The organism is Intestinibacter sp., assembly GCF_034113885.1.
GTDB lineage: Bacteria > Bacillota > Clostridia > Peptostreptococcales > Peptostreptococcaceae > Intestinibacter.
In genome coordinates this window covers 21734-29258 of sequence record NZ_JAXEWM010000190.1, presented here as the reverse complement: position 1 = coordinate 29258, position 7525 = coordinate 21734, and the positions used below count along the sequence as shown (strand labels likewise).

The following is a 7525-nucleotide window of genomic DNA, read 5'->3' as shown; positions in this document are numbered from 1 at the left end:
ATCCTTATGCCACTTGCAATACCTCTAGCATATTCTATAAATCCAGATATGAGCTATGTAATAGTTTCAACAAGTGCTGTTTTAACAGGTGCAATATTTGGAGACCACTGCTCACCAATATCAGATACAACTATACTATCTTCAATGGGTGCAGGATGCGACCATATAGAACACGTTAGAACACAAATACCATATTCACTATTTATAGCAGCTATAACTATAGTATTTGGGTATATACCAGCTGGATTTGGATTACCTGTATATGTAGTTTTACCTTTAGCATTGGTGGCTGTATTTGTAGGAGTTCAAATATTAGGTAAGAGCGTAGAAATAGATCAAGAATAGAAATTTTAAAAGATAAAATAAATCAAAACTGTTGTGTGAACTTTCATGCAGCAGTTTTTTTATAACACATAGGAAATTATATTCATTTTTAAATTGTGGATAAATATAATTTCCGTACATGTGTTTCAAGAAAATCTACATTATGGATCTTTAGGATGAAGATTTTCTTATTATAAAAAAAATTATACAGGCAATAATAATAAAGAAATAATAAAGAAAGGAGTGCTGTATAGCGTATTATTATGCCTTATATAAATTTTAAAGAAGAGAATTATAAATTATCTAAGCAATTAGCAAATAGAAAGAACAACAATATAAATATTAGAAAAAAAATCATCAAGGATCACAATTTAGTTAGGGAGTACAGTCCATTTGACGAGTTCAGCTTTAAAAATATAAAAAATAAAATAATAGGTAGTGATAAGATTTTAGATGAAATAGATTTTAGATTGGAAGTAGGCAAAAATTTTGTCTGTGTCAATTTTTATAACTGTAAATTTCAAAATATTAAATTTGTAGACTGTTCGTTTATAGGATGCAATTTTAATAGATGTATGTTTGAAAGCGGTGGTGTCGTATTTGAAAATTGCACTTTTACTAAGTCTGATTCGATAAAGACACCTTCTTTAAATATAAAAGATAATTTTTCAGCTACATTTGAGGAGTGTAAAATATACGCTAAATTTAAAGGCTGCGACTTATCTTATTCTATATTTGAAAATTCTATCCTAAAAAATACTAGCTTTGAGCTAAGCAATATGCAGGCTGTGATCGTGACAAAGTGCGATTTACACGATATAGAAGTATGTGACTCAGATTTTCAAAAATTTAAAACTTGTAAATGTTATATAAATAATTTCAAATTTAATGATAAGTATATGACTACTTTTGACGAGAAGACTTTTTTTGATAAGTTAATCGAGAGAAAAAAAGATAGAGACGAGTATGAAGGGATATATACTGTATATCAAAATATAGCCGATAAATACAAGCAAAATAATTTGAACAGCAATTTTGGAGAGTACTATTATCTAGCTAAAAAAGAGGAACATAAGACTTTGGGGTTTTTGCCAAAGCTAGAATCTTATTTATATTGGTTTTCATGTGGATATGGTGAAAGACCGATTTACAGTATTTATACGAGTTTATTTATAATATTTCTATTTGCTTTTTTGTATTTAATATTTGGTATAGAGATACATGAACAATTAGTACAATACAGTAATTTACAAACACTAGAATTTTTATCTATAGATAAGCTTTATAGAGATTTTAAAGAGGCGTTTTTTTTAAGTGTGAGCTTATTTACAGGAGTTGGTGGGGAAAATAGTATTGCTGCATTGTCTTCGTATTTTTGGGCAGATATAGAAATGCTTATAGGTGTCATTATGACAGGAATTGGTACAGGTACTTTGATAAGAAAAATTATAAGATAATTCAAATCAATATCTAAAGTTAAGGATTAATAAAGGTATTGATGATATTATAAAAGTAGTTAAAAATAACGATTTAAAGAAAAGTGTAAATATCGTGGTTTTATGATACAATGTTAAAAAAGATATTACAGGCGGAGGAATACAATGGATTCTAATGAAAGAGTAGACGAATTTTTAAAATTACAAGAAAAAGGTATCTCCTTGGAGGAAATAGCTTCCACATTGGGTGTAAAACCACAAACACTTAGAAAAGATTTAAATAAAAGTGGATATAAAAGTATAAAGGGTAAATACGTAAAAAATAATAGCTTTGAGCAGGTAAAGTTTAAAGAAACTGATATTATTGCGACAGTAGAAAAGCCACCTTCTAAAAATAAATCCACTAAGCCTAAAAAAGATAAAAAAATAAATATAACTCAAGAGGATTTAGATAAGCTATGTGAGGTTTACGACTGGTATTTATCAGTAAGAGATTTTAAATCATTAAAGAGAAAGAAAAATAAAAAGGATATAGCAATAGATTTTGAGCCTACAGAAGATAAGAATGTAAGCTTGAAAGTAGACAAAGGAGTTTGGGAGGATTTTCTACGTCTATGTAGTAATTCAGGATACGATAGAAAGACAATAGTGACTCAAGCTTTAAGTGATTTCATGAAAGTGCATAATGATTTACTTTAAATAAATTTTATTTAGATATATTAAGCTTCTATATTCTATAGAGGCTTAATTTTGTTTAAAATGTATAAAAATCATCAGGAGGTATATATGAAAGTTTTAGTAGTAGAGGACAATATAAAATTATTAAAAAGCATTATAGATGAATTAAATAATCATTTCGAGACAGAATCTTGCAGCGATGGAGAAGAAGCGCTGTATATGATAGAGCAAAATATATACGATTTGATAGTTTTAGATTTGATGCTGCCGAATTTATCAGGAATAGAGATATTGAAGTCTATGAGGGATAAATTTATAGACACGCCAGTTTTAATATTGACTGCAAAGGAATCTTTAAATGATAAGGTAAAGGCATTTGAAATAGGTGCTAATGATTATCTTACAAAGCCTTTTTATATGGAGGAATTAGTAGCTAGAATATACGCTATTTTAAGAACAAATGGAAAGATGCAGGCTAGAAATACTATAGATTTTAAAGATTTGCATCTAGATTTAAATAAAAGAAGAGTATTTATAAAGGATGAAGAAATAGAGCTTCAAAATAAGCAATTTAATCTATTGGAGTACTTGCTTTTAAATAAAGGAACTATATTGTTAAAGGAACAAATTTACGATAGAGTTTGGGGTATAGATTCAGATGTTACAATAGAAATTGTTGAAGTTTACATAAGTCATTTGAGAAAAAAATTAAGTAAATACGGCTATGATAAATACATAAAAACAAAGAGAAAAGTAGGTTATATGTTCGATGATAAGTAAAGAAGTTCTTGAAAAGACTCAGAAAAAATTAATTAGAATAAATATGCTCGTAGTTTCAGGTTTTTTGATTTTACTATGCATTTTTACATACATATATTTTAGCTATACTAACAACGCTAATATAAATAGAGAGATGGAAAATGAACTTGAATCTATAGTCGGTCAATTACATAAATTAGATAGTAGATACGGTCTTTTATACGGTTTGGAGATAGAAGGTTTAAAATTAAAAGATCCTAAAAATATGGTGTATATATATGTAGATAATGATTTAATAAATCCAAATAGCAATCCATATTTTGGGGATGAAGGACCGAATGATCAACAGAAGGATGAAAAAAATGGATTTTACTCTTATAAAAAAGGAGATTACAATTTCAGAGTTTGTAACTATACATATGGCGATTACCATATAAAAATAATGAGAGAAATAAACAGCGAATTAAGCTCTAGAAAGCAGTTGCTTTTTACTATGATTCGCGCTGTAGTTATATTCTGTATTTTAACTTATTTCATAGCTCTTTACTTGACTAGAAATGCTTTAAAACCAATAGAGACGACTTGGAATAATCAAGCGAAATTCATTCAGGATGCATCGCATGAATTAAGAACACCTATCACAATAGTATTTTCAAAATTAGAGGGACTTTTAAAGCACCCAAATAATACAATAAGTGATGAGATCGAAGGCATTGCTGATGCGATGAATGAGGCTAGAAGGCTTAAAAAGATGATAAATGACTTGTTGACACTTACTAAGGAGGACTATGTAGATTTAGTTGAAAAGGAAGAGCTTGATTTAGAAAAGTTAGTCGAGGATTTATGTGACGACTTTTTCGATATAGCTTTAATTCAAAATAAAACGCTGAAGATTTCTTCTCAATTAAAGCATAAAAATATAGAAAGTGATAAAAATAAACTTCGACAATTGCTTATAATTTTCATAGACAACGCATTTAAATACACTGAAGAGGAAGATTATATAAAAATTTCTCTAAAGGAAAAGGAGGAAAATATTTATATAATAATCGAGGACAATGGAATTGGAATTAAAAAAGAAGAAATCCCACACTTATTCGATAGATTCTTTAGAAGTGAAAATGTCAGAAATAAAGATATAGATGGTTCTGGAATAGGTCTTTCTATAGCAAAGGTACTTTCTGAGAGCTTAAAATACAAGTTGACTGTAGATTCAGAATACGGTAAATGGACTAAGTTTGAAATAATTATACCTATAGACGTAGATTAGTAAAAATTAACATGATAAAATGTGTTTTTATATAAAAAATATGGGTATAATTGTTAATAGATAAATACAAATAAAAATCAGGAGGACGAAAAAATGGCAAAAATAATCAATTCAATCGAATTTAACGATACAATAAAAGAAGGAGTAGTAGTTGTAGACTTTTTCGCAACTTGGTGTGGACCTTGCAAGATGCTAGCTCCAGTATTTGAAGAATTAAACGAAGAGCTTGAAGATGTAAATTTCGTAAAAGTAGATATAGATCAAAGCATGGATTTAGCTCAAAAATTTAGAATAGTATCAGTTCCAACTATGAAAATATTTAAAGATGGTCAAGAAGTAGATACATTGATGGGATTTATGCCTAAGGAAGCGATAAAGAGCAAAGTAGAAGCTCACTTATAAAAAGGTGATACACTATGAGATACGACATAGCTATAATTGGCAGCGGTCCAGCTGGACTTAGCGCCGCTGTAAATGCAAAAATAAGAAATAAAAACTTTATAATATTTGGAAATAGAAATTTAAGCAGTAAAATTGAAAAGGCTCCAGTTGTAGATAATTATTTAGGGCTTTACAATATAACAGGTCAAAATCTCAAGGAAAATTTTCAAAATCATATAGATTCTATGAATATAGAAATAGATGAGCATAAAATAACAAATGTATATGCTATGGGAGATTACTTCGCTTTGATGAGTGGAAGTGAAATGTTTGAGGCGACTACAGTTATAATTGCTATAGGTACAGATAGCAGTAAATCAATAAATGGAGAAGAAGAATTCTTAGGAAGAGGTGTAAGCTATTGCGCAACTTGCGATGCTCCTCTTTACAGAGATAAAAACGTATGTGTTCTTGGATATAATAAGGAATCTATACACGAAGCTAATTTTCTAAATGAAATAGCCTCAAAGACGTATTTTATTCCTATGAGAAATACTTTAAAAAACGATTTAGATTCTGTAGATAAAGATATCGAAATAATAAGTAAAAAGCCTACAGAAATAAAGGGTGAAATGCTTGTAAATGAATTAAATTTCGAGGATCAATCATTGAAGGTAGATGGAGTATTTATAATAAAAGACAGTATGTCACCTAAAAATTTAGTTCCAGGATTAGAGATGAATGATAAACACATAAAAGTAGATGTAGATATGAAGACTAACTTAGCCGGATTATTTGCTTGTGGCGACTGTGTAGGGAGACCTTATTCTTACATCAAAGCCGCTGGCCAAGGTCTTACTGCAGCTTTAAGTGCAGTTGACTATTTAGCTGAAAACTCTAAATAAATACGATATAAAGGATACAGAGATTGTATCCTTTTTTTGTTTGTTTAATTAGAAACAATTTAAAGTATGATTAATATAATAATATTAGAGCAAAATTATAATAATTGTATTTTAAGGGGCAAATTATGAATGAATATAAAAAAGTAAAAAATATATTGATGGCTATATTGATAGTCAATTTATTAGTAGCTTTTTTAAAAATAATAATTGGAAATTACATCGGTAGCTACAGTGTATCTGCTGATGGGTTGCATTCTTTATCAGATAGTGCATCTAATATTATAGGGATTATAGGAGTTATGATATCATCTAAGCCATGTGATAAGGAGCATCCATATGGGCATAAAAAGTTTGAAGTGCTGTCGAGTTTATTTATAGGAATTATGCTACTTTTTATAGCAGGAAAAATCATAATAGAGTCGATTTTACAAATAAACACAAGCCAAAGCTTAAATTTGACAGTGGAAAGCTTTATAGTATTAGTGATTACGCTCGTTATCAATGTGATTGTATCTAGATATGAATACAAAGCCGGCAAAAAATTAAATAGCTATATATTGATATCTGATTCACTCCATACGAAAAGTGATATATTTATATCCATCGGCGTTCTAATTACATTAGTGCTTATAAAATCAGGAGCGCCGATAATTATAGATAAGATAGTTTCATTTGCAGTAGCGTCATTTATATTGTATGCTGCATTTAAGATTTTTAAATTTACAATCGATATATTAGTAGATAGAGCTATGATTGAAGAAAAAGAGCTAAAAGAAGCAGTTAGTGATTTTGAAGAAATAAAAGAAATTCATAATATAAGGAGTAGGGGAAGTGAAAGTGATATCTATGTAGATATGCATATTATGGTAGAGCCAAATATGACAGTAGAAGCCTCACATAAATTAGAACACAATATAGAAAGGCAAATACAAGATAAAATAAATCAAAATATACAAGTGATAATTCATATGGAACCGTATTACAAAGCATAATATTTTAGCATTTATGTTGTGTTTTGGAATGGTTGCATGTACAAGTGATGATGATAAAGATGATGACAATAACAACACTGTTATAGAATCAACTTCTGATGATGACCAAGATGATGTTGATGACCAAGATGACCAAGACGACCAAGATGATCAAGACGACCAAGATGATGATCAAGATGATCAAGACGATGACGATAATTAATAAATAAAAAAATAGTAGGAAATTACATATTTCCTACTATTTTTTTATAATGCAATTGAATAGATATTTTAATCAATTTTTTTAGAATGATTTATTAAACTTTCCAATCTCTTGTTTAAATTGTCTATTGTAGTACTTATTTGACTTAAAGAATCACTAGCCAAGCTATCTTCTTCAACATGGTAATTTAAATAAAAATCATCAAGCTGTTGTATAAATTTATACGCATGGGCAGTAGTTTCTAAGTAATCATCAAAGTATTTACTTTTTAAACCTTCCTTAAATTTTTTGATGTCTTTTTTTATAAAATCAACGAGTTTGATTTCATTTGAAAAAGCTCCTTGAGGTAGTGGATAAGGCATAATTCTTTGCAAAAAATACTTGTTTTTAGCATTTATATTGTATGTATACATAACCTCAAGGTCGTCATCTAACATGAACTTTATAAAGTATAAATCACCTTTTACTTTTTGGATTTTATCTGCACCAAGCTGTCTCAATAGTATTTCTATTGAATCTCCCTTTACTGAATCAATTCTGTCAATTGACAAGACAAACACCACCTTTTATTAAAAAGT

Annotated in this window: 10 protein-coding genes; 9 read left to right on the top strand and 1 reads right to left on the bottom strand. The window is 28.8% G+C overall.

All coding sequences use genetic code 11. The features are described from left to right. The 9 genes from SPD90_RS11970 to SPD90_RS11930 all read left to right on the top strand — a co-directional run. Positions 1-345 (top strand): Na+/H+ antiporter NhaC family protein (locus SPD90_RS11970; RefSeq protein WP_320925379.1); only part of this gene is annotated, 345 nt, incomplete at its 5' end. 242 nt (positions 346-587) lie between these two features. Beyond that, positions 588-1781, top strand: a complete 1194-nt coding sequence (locus SPD90_RS11965) for a pentapeptide repeat-containing protein (protein ID WP_320925378.1) — start codon at positions 588-590, stop codon at positions 1779-1781. Between the two features lie 144 nt (positions 1782-1925). Beyond that, positions 1926-2459, top strand: a complete 534-nt coding sequence (locus SPD90_RS11960) for a DNA-binding protein (protein ID WP_320624381.1) — start codon at positions 1926-1928, stop codon at positions 2457-2459. A gap of 87 nt (positions 2460-2546) precedes the next feature. Then, positions 2547-3218 (top strand): response regulator transcription factor, encoded by a 672-nt coding sequence (locus SPD90_RS11955; protein ID WP_320624382.1) that lies wholly within the window; start codon positions 2547-2549, stop codon positions 3216-3218. Next, entirely contained in the window at positions 3208-4467 is a 1260-nt protein-coding gene (locus tag SPD90_RS11950; RefSeq protein WP_320624383.1) for a sensor histidine kinase, read from the top strand. The genes SPD90_RS11955 and SPD90_RS11950 overlap by 11 nt, the downstream gene beginning before the upstream one ends. A 60-nt stretch (positions 4468-4527) precedes the next feature. Next, a complete protein-coding gene (gene trxA / locus SPD90_RS11945; RefSeq protein ID WP_442908904.1) occupies positions 4528-4869 on the top strand; it encodes a thioredoxin in 342 nt (113 codons plus the stop codon). Between the two features lie 14 nt (positions 4870-4883). Next, on the top strand, positions 4884-5753 hold the full coding sequence (locus SPD90_RS11940; protein ID WP_320925377.1) for an NAD(P)/FAD-dependent oxidoreductase: 870 nt from the start codon (positions 4884-4886) through the stop codon (positions 5751-5753). Positions 5754-5878: 125 nt separating this feature from the next. After that, entirely contained in the window at positions 5879-6745 is an 867-nt protein-coding gene (locus SPD90_RS11935; protein WP_320624385.1) for a cation diffusion facilitator family transporter, read from the top strand. 13 nt (positions 6746-6758) lie between these two features. Further along, positions 6759-6947 carry a hypothetical protein gene (locus tag SPD90_RS11930; RefSeq protein WP_320925376.1) on the top strand — a complete coding sequence of 63 codons (189 nt, stop codon included), beginning with the start codon at positions 6759-6761 and terminating at the stop codon, positions 6945-6947. A gap of 68 nt (positions 6948-7015) precedes the next feature. On the opposite strand, the gene SPD90_RS11925 is transcribed toward SPD90_RS11930, so the two are convergent. Beyond that, positions 7016-7507, bottom strand: coding sequence for a hypothetical protein (locus SPD90_RS11925; RefSeq protein WP_320925375.1), 492 nt, complete (start codon positions 7505-7507; stop codon positions 7016-7018). Between the last annotated feature and the right edge of the window lie 18 nt (positions 7508-7525).

Excerpts from the sequence above, each read along its gene's own strand:
- SPD90_RS11935 (WP_320624385.1), top strand. The coding sequence starts at position 5,879 with ATGAATGAATATAAAAAAGTAAAAAATATATTGATGGCTATATTGATA.
- SPD90_RS11960 (WP_320624381.1), top strand. The coding sequence starts at position 1,926 with ATGGATTCTAATGAAAGAGTAGACGAATTTTTAAAATTACAAGAAAAA.
- SPD90_RS11930 (WP_320925376.1), top strand. The coding sequence starts at position 6,759 with ATGTTGTGTTTTGGAATGGTTGCATGTACAAGTGATGATGATAAAGAT.
- SPD90_RS11955 (WP_320624382.1), top strand. The coding sequence starts at position 2,547 with ATGAAAGTTTTAGTAGTAGAGGACAATATAAAATTATTAAAAAGCATT.
- SPD90_RS11965 (WP_320925378.1), top strand. The coding sequence starts at position 588 with ATGCCTTATATAAATTTTAAAGAAGAGAATTATAAATTATCTAAGCAA.
- SPD90_RS11940 (WP_320925377.1), top strand. The coding sequence starts at position 4,884 with ATGAGATACGACATAGCTATAATTGGCAGCGGTCCAGCTGGACTTAGC.
- SPD90_RS11950 (WP_320624383.1), top strand. The coding sequence starts at position 3,208 with ATGATAAGTAAAGAAGTTCTTGAAAAGACTCAGAAAAAATTAATTAGA.